Genomic DNA, 19,467 nt, shown 5'->3' with positions numbered 1-19,467 from the left:
TCTTTCAGATCGACCTTATGTACATCACTGGCCTTCGAGGAAGCTCTTGAGCTTGTCGGCGCGGCTGGGGTGGCGCAGCTTGCGCAGCGCCTTGGCTTCTATCTGGCGGATGCGCTCGCGGGTGACGTCGAACTGCTTGCCGACCTCTTCCAGCGTCTGGTCGGTGCTCATTTCGATGCCGAAACGCATGCGCAGCACCTTGGCTTCGCGCGGGGTGAGCGAATCCAGCACTTCCTTGACCACGTCGCGCATGGAACCGTGCAGCGCTGCGTCCGACGGCGCCAGCGTGGACGAATCCTCGATGAAGTCGCCCAGATGGGAATCGTCGTCGTCGCCGATGGGGGTTTCCATCGAGATCGGTTCCTTGGCGATCTTCAAGATCTTGCGGATCTTGTCCTCGGGCATGTCCATCTTTTGCGCCAGGGTCGCGGGATCGGGCTCGGCGCCGGTTTCCTGCAGGATCTGGCGACTGATCCGGTTCATCTTGTTGATCGTTTCGATCATGTGGACCGGAATGCGGATGGTGCGGGCCTGGTCGGCGATCGACCGCGTGATGGCCTGGCGGATCCACCACGTGGCGTACGTGGAGAACTTGTAGCCGCGGCGGTATTCGAACTTGTCCACCGCCTTCATCAGGCCGATATTGCCTTCCTGGATGAGGTCGAGGAACTGCAGGCCGCGATTGGTGTACTTCTTGGCGATCGAGATGACCAGGCGCAAGTTGGCCTCGGTCATTTCGCGCTTGGCCTTGCGGGCCTTGGCTTCGCCGGTGGCCATGCGCTTGTTGACGTCCTTCAGGTCCTTGAGCGGCAACACCACGCGGGTCTGCAGGTCGATGAGCTTTTGCTGCAGTTCCTGCACGGCCGGAATCTGGCGCTCGAGCGTCACGGCGTAAGGCGGCTTGGCGGCGACCTGGTCGATGATCCACTGCAGGTCGGTCTCGTGGCCGGGGAATTCCTTGAGGAAATGCGAGCGCGGCATGCCGGCCCGATCGACGCAGATGTGGAGCACGGCGCGCTCGAGCTTGCGCACTTCTTCGACCTGGTTGCGCAGCGTGTCGGCCAGCTTCTCGACCATCTTGGCCGTAAAGCGGATGCCCATCAGTTCGTTCTGGATGGCTTCCTGGGCCTTGGTATACGCGTCGGACTTGTAGCCGTCGCGCTCGTACGACAGGCGCATCTTGTCGAACTGCTTGACGACGGTATCGAATTTTTCGAGCGACTGCACGCGCAGGTCTTCGAGCTGCTTGCTCGACATGCCGCCGGCCGGGCCGTCGTCGCTCTCGTCTTCGTCGCCGCCGCTCACGCCGGCGCCGGCGTATTCCTCGCCGTCTTCGGGGTCGACCAGGCCGTCGACGACTTCGTCGATCTGTGCCTGGCCTTCACGCACGCGGGTGGCGTGGGCGATGATTTCGTTGATGGTGGTCGGGCAGGCCGAGATGGCCATGACCATGTGCTTGAGGCCGTCCTCGATGCGCTTGGCGATCTCGATTTCGCCTTCGCGGGTGAGCAGCTCGACCGAGCCCATCTCGCGCATATACATGCGCACGGGGTCGGTGGTGCGGCCGAAATCGGAATCGACGGTGGTGAGCGCGGCTTCGGCTTCGTCCTCGACGTCGTCGTCGTTGGAGGCGACCGGCGCGTTTTCGCTCATCAACAGCGTGTCGGCGTCGGGGGCTTGGTCGTAGACCGCGATACCCATATCGCTGAAGGTGCTGATGATGCCGTCGATGGCCTCGGCGTCGACCAGGTCGTCGGGCAGATGATCGTTGATTTCGCCGTAGGTGAGGTAGCCGCGGTCTTTACCCAGCTTGATGAGCTGCTTGAGGCGGTTGCGGCGGGCTTCATGCTCTTCGGGCGTGAGCGGGCCGCGAGACAGCAGTTCCTTGGCGTCTCCCTTGCCGCGCTTGCCGCCGCGCTTGACGGGCTTGAGCTCGGGCACGACTTCGCCTTCGCCGTCCATCGAATCTTCGAAACCATCGGCTTCGGCATTGGGGTTCTTGGAGGGACGCCCAGGACGGCGGCCCGTGCCGCCGGTTTTGGGGGCGACCACAAGTTCAGCCAGCTTGTCTTCGCCTTCCGCAGACGAGCTCGCCTTCTTGGCGCGGGGCGCCTTGTCGGCTTTTTCGGCAGCGGAATCGGCCTTCTTGGCCGCCGGCTTTTTAGCAGCGGGCTTGGCCTGCGACGCTTCCTTCACGCCCTTGGCGGCCGGCTTGGCCGCCGCCTTTGCGGCGGGCTTGGCTGCCGGGGCGGCTTTTTTGGCCGCAGGCTTGGCTACGGCCTTGGAGGCCACAGCCTTGGTAGTCTTCGTAGCGGCCATGCTCCCGGCCTGTTTGGTCTTTTCTGCGTCGATTGCCGAGGTGGTTTTACCAAGTGTTTTGCTCATGAACTCGCTTCCGTCGTCGCACCCAGAACAAGGACGCACAATGCGCCATGAACCGAGAGACCATTTACCCAATAACCCGATCGCAACAAATACCGCCCAAATCGGGGGTCGGCACTCAAAAGCGTCTAGGAAACCTTAAATTTTACCGCAATCAGCGTATTCCCGCACTCTTTAGGATAGCCATCCGACCCTGTAATTCCCGGAACCGCTGATGCGCCTCGTCGGTCTGCAGGCCTTCCCGGGCCAGATGCTCCAGTTCCCCCGCGACCCAGGCGCGCTCGATGATGCGCAGGGCGTCGTTCCATTCGTCTTGAGGGTTGGGCAGGTCTTCCATGACCAACACCTCCGCCCGCAAGCTTTGCACCGCCACACTGAGGTCGGAATCCGGCTCGGCGGCCTGCAGCAGCGCCCCCAAGTGGCGCGCCCCGCTGGACTGCGCCAACATGATGAGATCCCTTACAAGACCTAGTTGGGGGTCGTGGTCCAGAACTTCAAGCTGCTGATCGCCCATGCCGTCCACCAGGGCCAGATTGGCCAGCAGCAGGCACAGCAGGCGCTTGGCCAAAGAAGGCATGGTGCGGCGGCCGACAAAGCCGAGGGGTTTTTCGTCTCGGCGCCCGCGCCACGGACGCTTCTGGCCGTTCCGGGACGCAAAATCGCCCTTGCGCATGCCCGGCGGCTGCCCCCTCCCACCGTGCCAGTCGCCTTCGCTCTGCCAGGGCTCGGGCTCGTCGTAGCCCGCGTCGTCCGGTGCTCCGGACAACTCCCAGGAAGGGAAAGGGGCTGTGTCGATGTCCACCTCCTGGCCGCTGTCGACCCGGTCGCCCGGCCTGGACGGTGGCTGCGGCAGGGCATCCGGCCCCGGTGCCGGCAGGGGCCCGCGGGAGGCCTGGCGCGCGTACGCCTGAGCCAGCACCTGCGACATTTCCTCGGGCGTGAGCAGAACCTGGCGGGCCAGTTCGCGCTCAATCTGCACCTTCAGGGCGCAATCGGGAATAGCGGCCAGCAAAGGCGCGGCCTCGTGCAGGCAGCTCGCCCTGCCCTCGGCTTCGCCCAGCTTGTGGCGCGAGGCCAGTTCATCGAGCAGGAAGCGCGACAGCGCCGAAGCCTCGGCCAGCGCGGCGCGGAAAGCATCTGCGCCGAACTCGCGCACATAGGAATCCGGATCATGTTCGGCCGGCAAAAAAAGAAAGCGAATATTGATGTCGTCGCGCAACACCGGCAGGCAGGCCTGCAAGGCGCGCCAGGCCGCCCGCCGGCCGGCCGCATCACCGTCGAAGCTGAACACCACCCGGTCGCTGGCGCGCAGCAGCTTTTTGACGTGGTCCGGCGTGGTCGAGGTACCCAGGGCAGCCACGGCATTGGGGATGCCCAGTTGCGCCAGGCCCACCACGTCCATATACCCTTCGACCACGATCACTACGCCCGCCTCGCGTATGGCCTGGCGCGCTTCCCACAGGCCGTAGAGCTCCTGGCCCTTGGAGAAGATCGGGGTTTCGGGGGAATTGAGGTATTTGGGCTTGCCGTCGCCAAGGATGCGCCCGCCGAAGCCGATCAGGTTGCCGCGGGCATTGCGGATGGGAAACATCACCCGCTCGCGGAAGCGGTCATAGCGCCGACCGTCTTCGGCATCGATGACCAGGCCGGATTCGACCAGCAGGGGGTCGGCGTAGTCGTCGAACACTTTGGACAGGCCGTGCCGGTCGGTGCCTGACCAGCCCAGTCCGAAATGCGCGGCGATCTCGCCCGTGAGGCCGCGCTGCTTGAGGTAGGCGATGGCCTGCGGCGAGGCGCGCAGTTGCTTGAGGTAGTAGGCCTGAGCCTGATCGAGTACCTGGGTGTGACGCGACACCTCGGCTTTGCGGCGCACGGTCTCTGCCTGTTGGCGCGGGCTGCGCGGCTCTTCGGGCACGGTCATGCCGACCTGACCGGCCAGGGTGCGTACCGCCTCGGGAAAACTGGCGCCGGTGTGTTCCATCAGGAAGCTGATGGCCGTGCCGTGGGCGCCGCAGCCAAAGCAGTGATAGAACTGCTTGGTAGGGCTGACGGTAAAGGACGGACTTTTTTCGCTATGAAAAGGACAAAGACCGAGCAGATTGGCCCCGCCCTTGCGCAATTGCACATAGCGGCCGACCACGTCGACAACGTCGACGCGGGCCAGCAGGTCCTGGATGAATGACTCGGGGATCAATGCTTGGACGCGTATGGGTGGTGGCGGGAAAACGCACAATGGGCTGGGCTCTGGAGCCGCCGGCAAAAAACCGGGCCCTGCTTGCGCCGCAGGCTCACACTTTAGCAAGCCTGCCGGCCTTGAAACAGATCGGCGCAAAAACAATCGCGCCTGGCAAGGCCAGGCGCGATCGGACATGCAATAAGCGGCTTGGCCGCCCGCCGTCTTTGATTAGTACATGCGGGGGGGCAGTTGCTGGCTGCGGATGCGCTTGTAATGACGCTTGACGGCGGCGGCCAGCTTGCGCTTGCGCTCGGCGGTGGGCTTTTCGTAAAACTCGCGGGCACGCAGTTCGGTCAGAAGACCGGTTTTTTCGATGGTGCGCTTGAAACGGCGCAGGGCGGCTTCGAAGGGCTCGTTTTCTTTCAGGCGAACGATAGGCATGTAATTACCAATAAAAATATCAGGGATGACAGGCGCGCGGGAGGCCAGACCATCAAACCGCGCGCGGCGAAAACTCAAAACAGGTACTGCGCTGATACTGCTCGGGGCCGGCCTGCCCTTGGGTTATCACCACCTAAATATTGGCCGAAATTCACTTAGCCTAAGATTCTACCACTCTTTGAACCGGGTTACCACATACGGAAGAATTCGAAGCCGGCAATCAGGAAACCCGCCATGCCGAGCGCCAACGCCACCCCCAGGATCGCCAGACCGAATAGCGCCAGGAGGCTTCTGCGCGGCTGCGGCTTGTTCATGTTCAACTCTTCGAACCCTTGCGTATCCACGAATCCAGCTGATGCGGCCGCAGACTGTCGTAGTCTTCAAAGGGTTGATGGATCCACGGATTGTTGGGCAGTTTGTCGACGTAGTAGTCGGGCTGCACCTTGGAGTGACCCTTCCACCAAAGCACGGCGCTGCGCATTTCGTTGATGGCCGGGAACTCGGATCGCAGGTGATCGCACACCTTGGAGAAGGTCAGCCCCGAATCGACCATGTCATCGGCCAGCAGCACCCTTCCCTGCGGCGCGCCGCGGGTGATGGTGATGAACCTGGCAATGTCGAGATTGCCCTGTTTGGTGCCGGCCGCCTCGCGGTAGCTGCTGGTGGCCAGGATGCCCAAAGGCACGTCGAAAATGCGCGACAGCACGTCGCCCACCCGCACGCCGCCGCGCGCCAGACAAAGAATGACGTCGAACTTCCAGCCTGACTCGTACACCTGCAAGGCCAGGCGCTCGATGAGGCGGTTGTAGTCGTCCCAACTGACCCAGAGGTCGGTTTCGGTGCTGGCCGGCTGGCTCATGACAGGCGCTCCTTAGCCTTTGAGAGGATGACGCAGAACGATGGTTTCATTGCGGTCGGGGCCGGTCGATACCATGTCGATAGGCACGCCGCAGACCTCAGCCACGCGCTCCAGGTACAGGCGCGCATTGGCCGGCAACTTGGCGTATTCGGTAATGCCGACGGTCGACTCGCTCCAGCCGGGCAATGTCTCGAACACCGGCTCGGCCTCGGCCACCGCATGCGCGCCGTTGGGCAGCACGTCGAAAAACTCGCCCTTGACGCGGTAACCCACGCCCAGGCGGATTTCTTCCAGGCCGTCGAGCACGTCGAGCTTGGTAATGCACAGGCCCGAGAGGCCGTTGATGCGCACGGAACGCTTGAGCGCGGCGCCGTCGAACCAGCCGCAGCGGCGCGGGCGGCCCGTAACCGAACCGAACTCCTTGCCGATGGTGGCCAGGCGGGTGCCGATCTCGTCGACCAGTTCGGTCGGAAACGGGCCCGAGCCCACGCGCGTGGTGTAGGCCTTGGTGATTCCCAGCACGTAATGCAACGACTGCGGCGCCACGCCGGCGCCGGCCGACGCCGCGCCCGCCACGCAGTTGCTGCTGGTGACGAATGGATAGGTACCGTGATCGACGTCGAGCAGCGCGCCTTGCGCACCTTCGAACAGCAGGCTTTCGCCGCGCTGCTGCACGCCCCAGAGCAGACTGGACACGTCCGCCACCATGGGCGCGATGGCCGGGGCCAGCTTCATGGCCTCGTCGCGCACCTGGCTGGCCGAAACGGCTTCGGCGCCCAGGTATTGAGTCAGGACGAAGTTGTGATAGTCGAGCAGCTCGGCGAGTTTTTCGTCGAACAGCTTGGGATTGAAGAGATCCTGCACGCGGATGGCGCGGCGCGCGACCTTGTCTTCGTAGGCCGGGCCGATACCGCGGCCAGTCGTGCCGATCTTGGCGTCGCCTTTCTTGGCCTCGCGCGCCTTGTCCACGGCCACATGGTAAGGAAGGACCAACGGGCAGATGTCGGAGACCTTGAGGCGGCTGCGCACGTCCAGACCGGCGGCCTCGAGCTCTTCGATTTCCTTGAGCAGCGCCTCGGGGGACAGCACCACGCCGTTGCCGATATAACAGATAACGTGGGGATGCATGATGCCCGACGGAATCAGGCGCAGAATGGTCTTCTTGCCGTTGATCCACAGGGTATGGCCGGCATTGTGGCCGCCCTGGGAACGCACGACGCCATGCACGGACTCGGCCAGCCAGTCGACGATCTTGCCCTTGCCTTCGTCACCCCATTGGGTGCCGATCACCACGACGTTCTTGCTCATGATCAAACCAGATAGAAGTTGAATTTCGGTCGAAAGACGAACCGAGCCCGCCAACAGTAACAGGCCCTATGTCCGCCTGATGCTCTTCAAATCGCCTTGATTGCCCAGGCGCCCTTTTCCAGAATCAGCTCGCGGTCGCAGACGAATTCGTCCTGATCGTGCTCATGGCCGGGCAACACCTGGACCACGATATGACCTTCGCGGCGCAAGGCGCGCACGGCTTGGGTCAAGGCCGGATCCTCACCCCACGGCGCGCGCACGGCACGGGCGCGCTCGGCCGGCTCCAGGCCGGCAGCCAGCTTGCGCAGATCGAGACTGAAACCGGTGGCCGGACGATGCCGGCCAAAAGCATGGCTGACGTGGTCGTAGCGACCGCCGCGCACCAGCGCATCGTGCCAGCCCTCGGCGTACAGCGCGAAAGTAATGCCGGAGTGATAACCGTAGCCGCTCACATCGGCAAGATCCACACTCATGGCGACCTGCGGCAGCGCGTCGACCAACGCCTGCAGGGCGTCGAGCGACTCGGCCAGACCCGGCACGACCGGCAATGCGCGGCGCGCCTGCGCCAGCACCTCGGAACCGCCGTAAAGATTGGCCAGCGTCTTCAGAGACTGCACGGTCTCGGGACTCAGGCCTTGGGCCGCCAGCGCACTCAGGCCGGGCACGTCTTTTTCGCGCAGCAGCAGCGTGATGGCGCCGCTCAGAGCCGGCGCTGCCGGATCGGACTGCAGCAAGGCATGCAGCACGCCCGGGTGGCACAGGTCGAGCCGGGGCTCGCGCACACCGGCGATTTCGACGCTTTCCAGCACCAGCCGGATGACTTCCAGGTCGGCCTCGAAACCGGCATGGCCGTAGATTTCGGCGCCGATCTGCAGCAGTTCGCGGCTGGCGAGCAAATCGGCCGGACGAGCGTGCAGCACGTTGCCGCAATAGCACAGGCGGGTGACGCCGGCCCGATTGAGCAAGTGCGCGTCGATGCGGGTGACCTGGGGCGTCATATCGGCCCGCACGCCCATGGTGCGGCCGGACAGCTGATCCACCAGTTTGCAGGTGGACAAGCGCAGGTCGTCGCCGCCAGCGGCGTCGGACAATAAGGAGTCGAGATATTCCACCAGCGGTGGCGCGACCAGTTCGAAACCGTAGGTACGGTACAGGTCGAGCAGCGCGCGGCGCAGTTCTTCGATGCGCCGGGCTTCGGCCGGCAGGACATCGGCGAAACCTTCGGGCAGCAGCCAGTTACCCATGAATGAAATGTCGTGATCCAAAAACAAAACGGCCGAGGGGCGTAAGCCCGCTCAGCCGCTTGCGGAAATTAATTCAAAAGCTTACGGGACATTATACACGCATCGGAATCGATGCGCTTTCCCCGAAGCTGCGGCCGCAGGACGGCCGCCGCACCTTTATTTTGTCTTGGCGGGCGCAGCCTGCGCGCCCGGCTGCGGACTCTTGAAATAGCTGAAGAAATCCGAGCTGGGGTCGACCACCAGCATGTCCGAAGGCTTGGAGAACGCCGTGCGATAGGCCTCCAGGCTCTTGTAGAACTTGAAGAACTCCGGGTTCTGGCCGTAGGCCTGATCATAGATGCGACTGGCCTGGGCGTCGCCTTCGCCGCGGATGGCCTGAGCTTTGGCGTAGGCCTGCGCCAGGATGACTTCGCGCTGGCGGTCGGCGTCGGCACGGATCTTCTCGCCTTCGGCCGCGCCGATGGAGCGCAGTTCATTGGCGACCCGGGTGCGCTCGGCCTGCATGCGGCGATAGACCGAATCGGAGATCTCGGGCGCGAACTCGATGCGGCGCAGCCGCACGTCGACGATCTGGACGCCCAGCGGCTTGGCGCGCTTGGCCACGTTGGACAGGATCTCGGCCATGACCTTGTCGCGATCGGTCGAGATCACGTCGCGCACGGTGCGCACGTTGACGGCCGCATTGAGCGCGTCGCGGATCTGGGCTTGCAGGCGTTCCTGGGCGGCGCGTTCGTTGCCACCGAAGGTGACGTAGAACAACTTGGGATCCGCAATTCGCCACTTGACGTAGGAATCGATGAGCAGATTCTTCTTCTCGGAGGTCTGGATGCGCTCGGCATCGGGAGCTTCGATGGTGAGGATGCGCTTGTCGAGGTAGACAATGTTCTGGAACGGCGGGGGCAGCTTGAAATACAGGCCGGGTTCGCTGATGACCTGCTTGACCTCGCCCAGCGAAAAAACCAGGGCGTAGTGGCGCATGCCGACCACGAAAACGCTGGACATCAGCACGCCGATGGCGATGAGCAGGCCGACCAGGAGGGGCAAAATACGTTGCATGAAACAGGGCTCCTAGCGGGTCAGACGGTCGCGGCTCAGGGTGCCCGAGCTCGACGGCACGGCCGACGGCAAGCGCAGCGCAGGCGCGGGGGACGGGCCGCCCGCCGATGCCATGCCGGGCGTGCCGGCCTCGGGTTTGCCGCCGCCGCGGGCGACCTGATCCATGATCTTGTCCAGGGGCAGGTAAATCATGTTGTTGCCGCCGTGCGTGTCGATCAGGACCTTGCTGGCATTGGCGTAGATGTCCTGCATGGCGTCCAGGTACAGACGGTCGCGCATGATCTGCGGCGCCTTGGTGTATTCGCCGAGCACCGCGCTGAAGCGCGCGGCGTCGCCTGTGGCGTCGCCCACGACCTTGGCCTTGTAGCCCTCGGCCTGCTCGATCATGCGAGACGCCTGCCCGGATGCCATGGGCACCACTTGGTTGGCATAGGCCTGGCCCTCGTTGATCTGGCGTTCGCGGTCCTGGCCCGCCTTCACGGCGTCGTCGAACGCAGCCTGCACCTGCTCGGGCGGCTGCACGTTCTGGATGGCCACGGTGCTGATCTGGATGCCGGAATGGTAGCGGTCGAGGATCTGCTGCATGAGCGTCTGCACTTCGGCCGCGACCTCGGTGCGGCCTTCGTACAGCACGAAGTCCATGGTCTTCTTGCCCACCACCTCGCGCATGGCGGTTTCGGCGGCCTGGCGCACGGCATCGTCGGGATCGCGCATGCTGAACAGGTAGTCGGGCGCGCCGTCGGCGCGCAGGCGATACTGCACTACGAACTGCATGTCGACGATGTTCTCGTCGGTAGTGAGCATCAGGGCTTCGGGCAGCACCTTATTGCGCGCGCTGCCGCGGAAACCCACTTCGAAGGTGCGCAGCTGCGAGATATTGACCAGAGTTTGGCTCTGGATCGGATAAGGCAGCCGCCACTGAAAACCGGGCGAGGTCGTTTCCTTGTACCTGCCGAACTGGGTCACCACGGCCACTTGGCCTTCCTGCACGATGTAGAAGCCGCTACCCAGCCACAGCGCCGCCAGGACGACGATCGCCAAGGCAAGACCGATGCGCAAACGGCGCGGCGACGGCGGTGCGGACGGAGCGGGATTGGGGTTCGAGCGACCATTGCCGTTGCCGCGGCGGCCGAACAGCGAACCCAGCTTGTTGTTGAAGTCGCGCCAGACCTCGTCCAGATCCGGAGGCCCTTCGTTGCCCTTGGGCCGACGACCGGGATCGGAGCCGTTATTGCCACGGCCGCCATCGGGACGCCCCCCGTTGGGGCGGCCCTCGCCAGGATCATTCAGATTGAAGAGTTTGGGAATTCGGATCATTGCTTCCTGCAATCTGTCCGACCTCGGCGATTGCTCCACGCAGAGCATCGAGGCCGGCGCGCTCGACGGCGCTGACAAATACGCGGGCAATCGTACCATGCGCATCGCGCTCGGCCCGGGCTTGCAGCCCTGCTTTGTCAATCTTGTTGTAGACCAGAAGCGTGGGAATCTGCTCCGCGCCGATTTCGGCAAGCACCTTGTTCACTTCGGCGATCTGCTCGTCGCGCTGCGGGCTGGCGGCGTCCACCACATGCAGCAGCACATCGGCATGGACGGTCTCTTCAAGCGTGGCCCGGAAGGCCGCGATCAGGTTGGGCGGCAGGTCTCGAATGAATCCTACCGTATCGGACAGCACGACCGCACCCGCCCCTTCGATCCAGATGCGCCGGGTGGTGGTATCCAGGGTGGCGAACAATTGGTCGGCCGCATAGGCGCCGGCCCGAGTCAATGCATTGAACAAGGTGGATTTGCCCGCGTTGGTATAGCCCACCAGCGACACCGACAAGGCGCCGCCGCGCGCACGGGCGCGGCGCTGGGTGACGCGTTGGCGCTCGACGCGGGCCAGGCGCTCGCGCAGCACCTTGATCTTGGCGCCGATCATGCGCTTGTCCATTTCGAGCTGCGATTCGCCCGGGCCGCGCATGCCGATGCCGCCGCGCTGGCGCTCGAGGTGGGTCCACAGCCGCGTCAATCGGGTGGTCAGATGCTGCAGCTGTGCCAGTTCGACCTGCAGCTTGCCCTCGTGGCTTTTGGCCCGAAGGGCGAAGATGTCCAGAATCAAGGCCACGCGGTCGACCACACGCAGATTGAATTCGCGCTCGAGATTGCGCTGCTGGGCAGGCGAAAGGGGCTGGTCGAAAAGAATGACATCGGCCAGGACGGCCTGGGCCATGGCGACGCCCTCCTGTACCTTGCCGGAGCCGATGAAGAATTTGGCATCGGGACGATCGCGGCGGGCAATCAATGTGCCGACGATGTCGGCGCCGGCCCCTTCGGCCAGCATGGCGAATTCGTCGGCGTGTGCCTGATGATCGGGATTGCCGAGGTCGACGCTGACGATCAGCGCGCGCATCGGATTGCTGTTGTTGTTGGAAATAATCTGGACCTTGAATTTGTTTGGATACGAGCTTGAAGACTCACATTATCCCCCAATGAAAATGCCCGCCGAATGATCGGCGGGCAGTCAAAGGGGGTGCAGCTTGCCGAAGAAGCTTATTCGGCCGCTTCATCCGCCTGGAAATTGACAGCGCGTGCAGGAACGACCGTTGAAATGGCGTGCTTGTAGACCATTTGCGTAACTGTGTTACGCAGCAGCACCACGTATTGGTCGAACGATTCGATTTGCCCTTGGAGCTTGATGCCGTTCACCAGATAGATGGACACGGGCACATGTTCTTTGCGCAACGTGTTCAGGAACGGATCTTGCAGAGTTTGCCCTTTATTGCTCATTGGCCAGGCTCCTTTTGTTATGAGTTGCGGCGCTCGAAAAAAAATGCAAGCGTCAGGTAATTACTCTACAGGGTTTTCCCGGCCCGTGCCACTTGGAGAATGATCAAACTGCCACCAGACTTTTCAGACCGTTCCAAGGCTCGCCGCGCCCTGCAGCGCGAGATCACGCGATCAGCTCGGACAAGGCGTCGACCAGCAGCGCGCATTCGTCGTCGGTACCGATGCTGATGCGCAGATACTGGTCGATACGCGGCAGGCGGAAATGGCGCACCAGGATGCCCCGCTCGCGCAGGCCGGCTGCCAGTTTGACGGCGTCGTGACCGGGGTGACGGGCAAAGATGAAGTTGGTCAGCGATCTGGGCGCTTCGAAACCCAGCTTGCGCAGGGACGCATCCAGCTCGTCGCGGGTTTTCATGACGGCCAGACGGGTCTTTTCGAAGTGCTCGACGTCTTCGATCGCCGCCGCGGCGCCGATCTCGGCCAGGGAGTCGACGGGGTAGGAATTGAAGCTGTCCTTGACGCGGTTCAAGCCTTCGATCAGTTCCGGGCTGCCGACGGCGAAACCCACGCGCAGGCCGGCCAGAGCGCGCGACTTGGACAGGGTCTGAACGACCAGCAGATTGTCGTACTTGGATGTCAGCGGTACGGCCGATTCTGCGCCGAAATCCACATAGGCCTCGTCGATCACGACCGCGCATTGCGGGTTGCCGGCCACGATGCGCTCGATCTCGGCCAGGCTCAGAGCCCGGCCGGTGGGCGCATTGGGAGTGGGCAGAATGATCCCGCCCGCCGGGCCGTGCGGGCCGCCGGGGAGATAGTCGTCGGGTTCGATGCGGAAATCTTCCGTAACCGGCACGGACTGAAACGCAATGCCGTACAGGCCGCAGTAGGTCGGATAAAAGCTGTAGGAGATGTCCGGAAACAGCAACGGCCGGGACTGCTGAAAGAACGCGTTGAAAGCGTGCGCCAGCACCTCGTCGGAGCCATTGCCCACGAACACCTGATCCATGGCTACGCCCAGATTGACCGACACGACGCGCCGCACACGGTCCGCCGTGAACGAGGGGTACAGTCGCAGCGCGTCGCCGCAGGCGTCGCGCATGGCCTGCAGCGCCTTGGGCGACGGACCGTAGGGACTCTCGTTGGTGTTGAGCTTGATGACTTTCTGCTTGGGCTGCTCGCCCGGCGTGTAAGGGCTGAGCCGGCTGACGACCGGGCTCCAGTATTTGCTCGTCATGGTGTGCTCGTCTACTTCTTGCCTTCTTCGTCAGCGTAGGGGTTGCGCGACGATTTGAACTCAATGCGCAACGGCGTCCCGGCCAGGTCGAAGGCATTGCGAAACCGCGTCTCGAGATAGCGGCGATAGGAATCCGGTATGGCGTCCAGGGCGTTGCCGTGAATGATAACCAGAGGCGGATTTTGTCCGCCCTGGTGCGCATAGCGCATCTTGGGCCGGAAGATGCCCTTGCGCGGCGGCTGTTGCTGCTCGACGGCGTCCTGCAGCTCGCGCGTGAGTCGGGGCGTGGACAGCTTGGCGAAGGCCGCTGCGTGCGCGGCGTTAACGGACTTGAGCAGCGGCTTGATGCCCTGTCCCTTCAGGGCGGAGATCGTGTGCATCTTGGCGAACGACAGGAAGCGCAGCTTGCGCTGGAATTCGCGCTCGATCCATTCGCGCTTCTCGCTGTCCAGGCCGTCCCACTTGTTGATGGCCACCACCACCGCGCGCCCGGTCTCGAGCACGAAGCCGGCGATGTGGGCGTCCTGCTCGGACACTTCGGTCTGCGCGTCGAGCACCAGCACCACCACGTTGCAAGCTTCGATGGCCTGCAAGGTCTTGATGACCGAGAATTTTTCGACGGCCTCGAACACCTTGCCGCGCTTGCGCAAGCCTGCGGTGTCGATCAGCGTATAGCGCCTGCCGTCGCGCTCGAAGTCGATCTCGATGGCGTCGCGCGTGGTGCCCGGCATGTCGAAGGCGATGACGCGTTCTTCGCCCATGAGGGTGTTGATGAGGGTGGACTTGCCCACGTTGGGACGGCCCACGATGGCCAGCTTGATACGATGATCGTGCTCACCGTCGTCGCCTTCGGTGGCTTCCGGTTCGGGCTCGACGGGGGGCACCAGACCCACGAGCGCCAGGTCGACCAGATCGGCGATGCCGTCGCCGTGCGCTGCCGAGATCGGATGCGGCTCGCCCAGGCCCAGCTCATAGAACTGCACCTCGGCCTTGCCCGAGCCCATGCCTTCGGCCTTGTTTACCGCAAGCAGCACCCGCTGCTGGCCCGACTTGCGCAGGAGGCGGGCGATTTCGTGATCGTGCGCATTGAGGCCGGCGCGGGCATCGACCAGGAAGATCACCACGTCGGCCTCGGCGATGGCCTGGCGCGTCTGGCGCGCCATCTCGGCCATGATGCCGCTCTTGGCCACCGGTTCGAAACCGCCGGTGTCGATGACGATGAAGGGCGTCTCGCCCACCCTGCCCTCGCCGTAATGACGATCGCGCGTAAGGCCCGAATAGTCGGCCACGATCGCCGCGCGCGAGCGCGTCAGGCGGTTGAAGAGCGTCGACTTTCCCACATTGGGACGGCCGACAAGGGCTATGACAGGCTTGAACGACACGAATATTCCGATAAAACGATCAATTTGCCGCCGGGCCGCGCCAAGGCAGGTACTGCCCCGCAAGGAGGCAGCAAGCCGAAGGCGTGGCGAGGAGGCTCATCATCGGGCGCTGATGAGAACGAGATTTCCGCCGCCAGTCTGCACCAGTACGCCCTGCGGGACGGCCTGAGGCGTGGACAGCATTTCGCCGCCGCCCACCGAAAGACGGGCCAGCAGGTGGCCGTCGGTCGTGGACAGGAAGTGCACATAACCCTCGTAGTCACCCAGCGCGATGGCGTTGCCCACGACCGCAGGAGCGGTCAGGCCGCGGTTTTTCAGTGCCGTCTGGGTCCAGCGCGTCGCGCCGTCCTGCAGCGAGAAGGCACGCACCAGCGAGTGAATGCTGGGTGCATAGATGGCGTTCGCATCCGCGGTCATGCCGGTGGAGCCGTCGAAATCCTTGGCCCAGACCACGCGCATGTCTTCGCTCACGTTGAAGCACGTGACACGGCCCTGGTAAGCCACGGCGCACAGGAGCGGGCCCGAGACCACCGGCCGGCCGACCACGTCGGTCAGGCGTTCGAGGTCGGTCGTGCCCTTGGGCGTGGCGACCGAGCCTTCCCATTTCACCAGCCCGTCCTTGGCGCCGATGACCATCAGCCTTCCGCCCGGCATGCCCGCGACGACCCAGCGGCTGGACACGATCATCTGGGCCGTGGTGCGCAGGGCCAGCGAGGGGCCGGGACGCTGCACGCTCCAGATGCGCTCACCCGAGTTTTCGTCGAAGGCCTGGATGCGGTAGTCGCCACTGCGCACCGCGACGATGCCGGCGCCCACCGCCGGCGGAAAGCGCACGTCGCTGGTGGCCTGTGCCTTCCATTTGATCTTGCCCGTATCGTCGAATGCAATTACCTGGCCCGATTCCGTCGCCACCACCGAGACGTTGCCGTCGCTGCCGACGCCGGCTGTCAGCTTGGTGCCGGCCGAGCCGCGCCATATCGTGCGGCCGGTGGCGATGTCTACCTTGGCGACCGATCCGTCGGGTGTGGCCGCGTAGACGGAATCGCCCACCACGGTGGGCGTGAAGCCCAGGCCGGACCCGCTTCCGATCGAAGTTTGCCAAACGGAGCGCACCGCCAGACCCGGCGCATACTGCGTCAGCGGCACGGGATCGTAGCGGTGATCCTGCGACGAAAACAACGAACAGCCGCCCAGGGCAGCGAGGCAGGCAATCATGGCGCCGCGCAACATGCGGCTACGGGAAAGGCGCATCACTATCAGGCTCCGCTCAAGGCATCGAGTTTCAGTTGGACGATCTGCTTCAAGGCATCGTTGGCCGGCATAGCCGCCAAGGCGCTTTGCCAGGCTGCGCGCGCATCGCCACGCTTGCCCTGGGCCGCCAGAATGTCGCCGCGGCGATCGGCGAACAGGGCCGCGAAAGCCGCCGGCGGATTATTCAATTGGGCCAGCGCCTGGTCGTACTGCTTCTGATCGAGCAGCAGGCCGGCCAGACGCAGGCGGGCCACCGGCTGCAACGTCGATTGATCCTTGCGGGAGACCAGCCATTCGAGTTCGCGCTGCGCGCCGGCGTAATCCTTCTTTTCTTCCAGGGCCTGCGCGGCGATCAGCACGCCGCGGGATGCATAGGCTGTGCCGGCGTATTCATTGCGCAGTGTGTCGCACGCCGCCTTGATGCGCGCGGCGGCATCCGCGCCACCCGGACCGTTGACGCCGCGCGCGGCGTCTTCCAGCGCTTCGAAATAGCCCATGGCCTGATTGGCGTGGTAGCCCTGGTAGGCGCGCCAGCCCGACCAGCCCGCCACCGCCAGCGCGGCAACCACCACTGCCGTCGTAACCAGGGTGCCATAGCGCTCCCACCAGGCCTTGAGCGCTTCGAGTTTTTCCTGTTCTTCGAGATCGTATGCCATCGCTGCTGTGTATCCGTTCCTGACTTAGCGTCTTTGCTCTTGCGTGGTTATTTCGTGTTCAATACCGCGCCGACCACCTCGGCCAGGCGGTCCAGCGGCGTTTGCTGCTGGCCGCCCTCCTGCTCGGCGGCGCCGCGCAGAAACTTGACGCCGGCCGTCCGGCTGGCGACTTCGTCGCCGCCAAGGATAACCGCAACCCGCGCGCCGCTGGCGTCGGCACGCTTGAACTGCGACTTGAAGCCGCTCGAGCCCGCGTGCACGACGACCGCAAAGCCGGCATCGCGCAGGGTCTCGGCAACCTGGGCCGCCAGGCGCTGGGCCTCGTCGCCCTGGTGCACGACATAGACGTCGCACTCGGGCACGGGCGACGGCTGCATGCCATGGGCGGCCAGGGTCTGCTCCCACAGGTCGAGCAGGCGCTCCATGCCGATGGCGAACCCCACGGCGGGCGCGGCCTTGCCGCCCAGCAACTCGATCAGGCCGTCATAACGACCGCCGCCGCAGACCGTGCCCTGCGACCCCAGGCGATCGGTCACCCACTCGAACACCGTGAGGTTGTAGTAGTCCAGGCCGCGCACCAGGCGCGGATTCAGACGGTACTCGATTCCGGCATCGGACAGGCGCCGGCAGACGCCGTCGAAATGCGCGCGCGACTCGTCGCCCAGGAAGTCGAACAGACGCGGCGCGCTGTCGGCCATCTCTTGCATGGCCGGGTTCTTGGTATCCAGCACGCGCAGCGGGTTGGTGTAGAGGCGGCGCTTGCCGTCCTCGTCGAGGATGTCCTGGTGCTTTTCCAGGTGGGCGATCAGTGCAGCGCGGTGTGCGGCACGCTCGGCCGGCTGACCCAGCGAGTTCAGCTCCAGGCGTACGTCGGCCAGGCCCAGGCGCTTCCACAGGCGCGCCAGCATCACGATGAGCTCGGCGTCGACGTCAGGACCGGCCAGACCCAAGGCCTCGACGTCAATCTGGTGAAACTGGCGGTAGCGGCCGCGCTGCGGACGCTCGTGACGGAACACAGGCCCGATGGAGTAGACACGGTGCGGGCGATCGTAGAGCAGATTGTGCTCGATACTGGCGCGCACAATGCCGGCCGTCATCTCGGGGCGCAGCGTAAGCGACTCGCCATTGAGCGAATCGGTGAAGGTGTACATCTCTTTTTCGACGATATCGGTGACTTCGCCGATGCCGCGCGTGAACAGGCGCGTATGTTCGAGCACCGGGGTGCGCACGTTGCGGTAGCCGTAGCCGCGCAGCCAGTCGCGCACGATGTCCTCGAACTGCTCCCAGCGCGCGCTGTCGCCGGGCAGAAGATCGTTCATGCCGCGGATGGCGGAGACTTTCTGAAAAGCTTGCGTCATTTCTCATGCGGCCCAAGCTGCGCGCCGTGGCGCCTGGCTCGGGCCTGATCCTGGTTTCTTTTAATGGCGGGCCCCGGCACTGCCGTAGCGGCGCGCCACGTAATCTTCGACGATGGTCTGGAATTCTTCGGCGATGCGATCGCCCTTGAGCGTGACCGTGCGTTCGCCGTCGACGAACACCGGCGCGGCCGGCACCTCGCCCGTGCCCGGCAGACTGATGCCGATGTCGGCGTGACGGCTCTCGCCCGGGCCGTTGACCACGCAGCCCATGACGGCCACTTGCATGTTTTCGACGCCGGGATACTGCAGGCGCCATTCGGGCATCTGGCGGCGCAAATAGCCCTGGATGCTGTCGGCCAGCTCCTGGAAGACGGTACTGCTGGTGCGCCCGCATCCCGGGCAGGCCACCACCATGGGCGTGAAGGCTCGCAAACCCATGGTCTGCAAAATTTCCTGCGCGACAACGACCTCCCGGCTGCGATCGCCACCCGGTTCGGGCGTAAGCGAGATGCGGATCGTGTCGCCGATGCCCTCTTGCAGCAGCACGCTCAGCGCAGCCGTGGAAGCCACAATGCCTTTGCTGCCCTTACCGGCCTCGGTCTGGCCCAGATGCAGGGGTTAGTCGCAGCGCGAGGACAGGTCGCGGTAAACGGCGATGAGATCCTGCACGTGACTGACCTTGCACGACAGGATGATGGCGTCGCCGCGCAGGCCGAGTTCTTCGGCGCGGCGCGCATTGCTGATCGCCGACACCACCAGCGCCTCGCGCATCACGGCCTGGGCTTCCCAAGGCTGGGCGCGGCGGCCGTTGTCGTCCATCATGCGGGCCATCAGCTCGTGATCAAGGCTGCCCCAGTTCACGCCGATGCGCACCGGCTTGTCGTAGCGGCAGGCGACTTCGATCATCTGCGCAAAGTTGTCGTCGCGGCGCTTGCCCCCGCCCATATTGCCGGGGTTGATGCGGTATTTGGACAGAGCCTGCGCACACTCGGGAAACTGCGTGAGCAATTTGTGGCCGTTGTAGTGGAAGTCGCCCACCAGCGGCACCGACATGCCCATGCGGTCGAGCTGCTCGCGAATGGCAGGCACTTCGCGCGCGGCTTCGGGCGTGTTGACCGTGATGCGCACTACCTCGGATCCGGCCAGGGCCAGTTCCTTAACTTGCACCGCCGTGGCAATAGCGTCGGCCGTATCGGTATTGGTCATGGACTGCACTACGACCGGCGCGCCGCCGCCCACCGTGACCACGCGATCGCCCCAGCGGACATCGACGGCGCGCGTGACGCGCCGCGCGGCCGGCCCGACGGTAGGGGGCGCGTCCTGACAGGGCGGGGAAGAGGCGTCTTGCATG

Annotated in this window: 16 protein-coding genes and 1 pseudogene; all 17 read right to left on the bottom strand. The window is 64.3% G+C overall.

The annotated features are described in order from the left end of the window. Positions 1-24: 24 nt before the first annotated feature. The 17 genes and pseudogenes from rpoD to ispG all read right to left on the bottom strand — a co-directional run bounded on the left by rpoD (position 25) and on the right by ispG (position 19,466). Positions 25-2,385, bottom strand: coding sequence for an RNA polymerase sigma factor RpoD (gene rpoD / locus ACTHJ1_RS09670; protein ID WP_440191248.1), 2,361 nt, complete (start codon positions 2,383-2,385; stop codon positions 25-27). Between the two features lie 151 nt (positions 2,386-2,536). Beyond that, positions 2,537-4,576, bottom strand: coding sequence for a DNA primase (gene dnaG / locus ACTHJ1_RS09665; protein WP_440191245.1), 2,040 nt, complete (start codon positions 4,574-4,576; stop codon positions 2,537-2,539). A gap of 210 nt (positions 4,577-4,786) precedes the next feature. Continuing rightward, positions 4,787-4,999, bottom strand: a complete 213-nt coding sequence (gene rpsU, locus ACTHJ1_RS09660; protein ID WP_019938854.1) for a 30S ribosomal protein S21 — start codon at positions 4,997-4,999, stop codon at positions 4,787-4,789. Between the two features lie 188 nt (positions 5,000-5,187). After that, the gene (locus ACTHJ1_RS09655; protein ID WP_440191242.1) at positions 5,188-5,313 is read right to left on the bottom strand and encodes a hypothetical protein; all 126 of its coding nucleotides are present in this window, start codon (positions 5,311-5,313) and stop codon (positions 5,188-5,190) included. Between the two features lie 2 nt (positions 5,314-5,315). Continuing rightward, positions 5,316-5,858, bottom strand: coding sequence for a phosphoribosyltransferase (locus tag ACTHJ1_RS09650; protein WP_440191239.1), 543 nt, complete (start codon positions 5,856-5,858; stop codon positions 5,316-5,318). Positions 5,859-5,870: 12 nt separating this feature from the next. Then, positions 5,871-7,166 carry an adenylosuccinate synthase gene (locus ACTHJ1_RS09645; protein WP_440191236.1) on the bottom strand — a complete coding sequence of 432 codons (1,296 nt, stop codon included), beginning with the start codon at positions 7,164-7,166 and terminating at the stop codon, positions 5,871-5,873. A gap of 86 nt (positions 7,167-7,252) precedes the next feature. After that, a complete protein-coding gene (locus ACTHJ1_RS09640; protein ID WP_440191233.1) occupies positions 7,253-8,410 on the bottom strand; it encodes an ATP phosphoribosyltransferase regulatory subunit in 1,158 nt (385 codons plus the stop codon). A gap of 156 nt (positions 8,411-8,566) precedes the next feature. Then, entirely contained in the window at positions 8,567-9,466 is a 900-nt protein-coding gene (hflC, locus tag ACTHJ1_RS09635; RefSeq protein WP_440191230.1) for a protease modulator HflC, read from the bottom strand. A 12-nt stretch (positions 9,467-9,478) separates the two neighbouring features. Further along, positions 9,479-10,783, bottom strand: a complete 1,305-nt coding sequence (hflK, locus tag ACTHJ1_RS09630; protein WP_440191227.1) for an FtsH protease activity modulator HflK — start codon at positions 10,781-10,783, stop codon at positions 9,479-9,481. Next, on the bottom strand, positions 10,749-11,855 hold the full coding sequence (gene hflX, locus ACTHJ1_RS09625) for a GTPase HflX (protein WP_440191224.1): 1,107 nt from the start codon (positions 11,853-11,855) through the stop codon (positions 10,749-10,751). The genes hflK and hflX overlap by 35 nt, the downstream gene beginning before the upstream one ends. A gap of 140 nt (positions 11,856-11,995) precedes the next feature. Further along, a complete protein-coding gene (hfq, locus tag ACTHJ1_RS09620) occupies positions 11,996-12,232 on the bottom strand; it encodes an RNA chaperone Hfq (protein WP_330914938.1) in 237 nt (78 codons plus the stop codon). Positions 12,233-12,395: 163 nt separating this feature from the next. Beyond that, complete coding sequence (locus ACTHJ1_RS09615; RefSeq protein WP_440191220.1) at positions 12,396-13,469, bottom strand: pyridoxal phosphate-dependent aminotransferase; 1,074 nt, start codon at positions 13,467-13,469, stop codon at positions 12,396-12,398. A gap of 11 nt (positions 13,470-13,480) precedes the next feature. Then, the gene (gene der, locus ACTHJ1_RS09610) at positions 13,481-14,851 is read right to left on the bottom strand and encodes a ribosome biogenesis GTPase Der (RefSeq protein ID WP_440191217.1); all 1,371 of its coding nucleotides are present in this window, start codon (positions 14,849-14,851) and stop codon (positions 13,481-13,483) included. A 99-nt stretch (positions 14,852-14,950) separates the two neighbouring features. Next, on the bottom strand, positions 14,951-16,105 hold the full coding sequence (gene bamB, locus ACTHJ1_RS09605; protein ID WP_440191214.1) for an outer membrane protein assembly factor BamB: 1,155 nt from the start codon (positions 16,103-16,105) through the stop codon (positions 14,951-14,953). Between the two features lie 2 nt (positions 16,106-16,107). After that, a complete protein-coding gene (locus ACTHJ1_RS09600) occupies positions 16,108-16,758 on the bottom strand; it encodes a YfgM family protein (RefSeq protein ID WP_440191211.1) in 651 nt (216 codons plus the stop codon). A 47-nt stretch (positions 16,759-16,805) separates the two neighbouring features. Continuing rightward, the gene (hisS, locus tag ACTHJ1_RS09595) at positions 16,806-18,116 is read right to left on the bottom strand and encodes a histidine--tRNA ligase (RefSeq protein WP_440191208.1); all 1,311 of its coding nucleotides are present in this window, start codon (positions 18,114-18,116) and stop codon (positions 16,806-16,808) included. A gap of 60 nt (positions 18,117-18,176) precedes the next feature. Beyond that, positions 18,177-19,466: pseudogene (gene ispG, locus ACTHJ1_RS09590) on the bottom strand (flavodoxin-dependent (E)-4-hydroxy-3-methylbut-2-enyl-diphosphate synthase). Position 19,467: the final 1 nt, after the last annotated feature.

This window comes from Bordetella sp. (assembly GCF_051960075.1).
Lineage (GTDB): Bacteria > Pseudomonadota > Gammaproteobacteria > Burkholderiales > Burkholderiaceae_B > Bordetella.
This window is presented reverse-complemented; position numbering and strand designations above follow the sequence as displayed.